Raw genomic sequence first — 611 nt, 5'->3', positions numbered from 1 at the left:
CTGTCGGCAAGTGTGCAGGCCGCCGAACCGCGGCCGTTCAGCGGCGGTTGGTTCAACGCCAAAAATGTCGGCCAGGCGGGGGGGGCGCAGGGCGCCCGCCCGGGAATGAATCTGCCGGGCACGCCGCCGCCGCTGGCGCAACAGCAGCAGGCCAATCAGCAGTTGCAGCGTTCGCTGGCCAACCTCGGTAAAACTGCTTCCGCCATCGCCGCCCAACAGGCGGCGCAGGCCGCCGCGCGCCAGGCCGCGCTGGCGGCGGGCGGTGCGCTGCCGGACGGATTGGCGGAGGGCGGGTTGAAAGTCGACCGCAACCCGGCGACCCAGGGGTGGATCAATGCCGATGCGCCGACGCAGCAGACGGCCAACGGGCAAACGACCGTCGGCATCCGGCAGACCGGCGACAAGGCGATCCTCAACTGGGAAACGTTCAACGTCGGCAAGAACACCACGGTGGACTTCAAACAGCAAAAGGATTGGGCGGTGCTCAATCGCGTCAACGATCCGAGCGCCCGGCCGAGCCAGATCCAGGGCCAGATCAAGGCCGACGGCACGGTGATGGTGGTCAACCGCAACGGTGTGGTGTTCAGCGGCAGCAGTCAGGTCAACGTGCG

At 67.9% G+C, this 611-nt stretch carries 1 protein-coding gene; it reads left to right on the top strand.

The genetic code is table 11. The annotated features are described in order from the left end of the window. Nucleotides 1-611 (top strand): two-partner secretion domain-containing protein (locus tag ACJ8HB_RS24950; RefSeq protein WP_143128943.1); only part of this gene is annotated, 611 nt, incomplete at both ends.

The organism is Serratia sp. CY27727, from assembly GCF_052169275.1.
GTDB lineage: Bacteria > Pseudomonadota > Gammaproteobacteria > Enterobacterales > Enterobacteriaceae > Serratia > Serratia sarumanii.
Note: the sequence above shows the minus strand (reverse complement) of the source record. Positions and strands in the feature narration are given on the sequence as shown.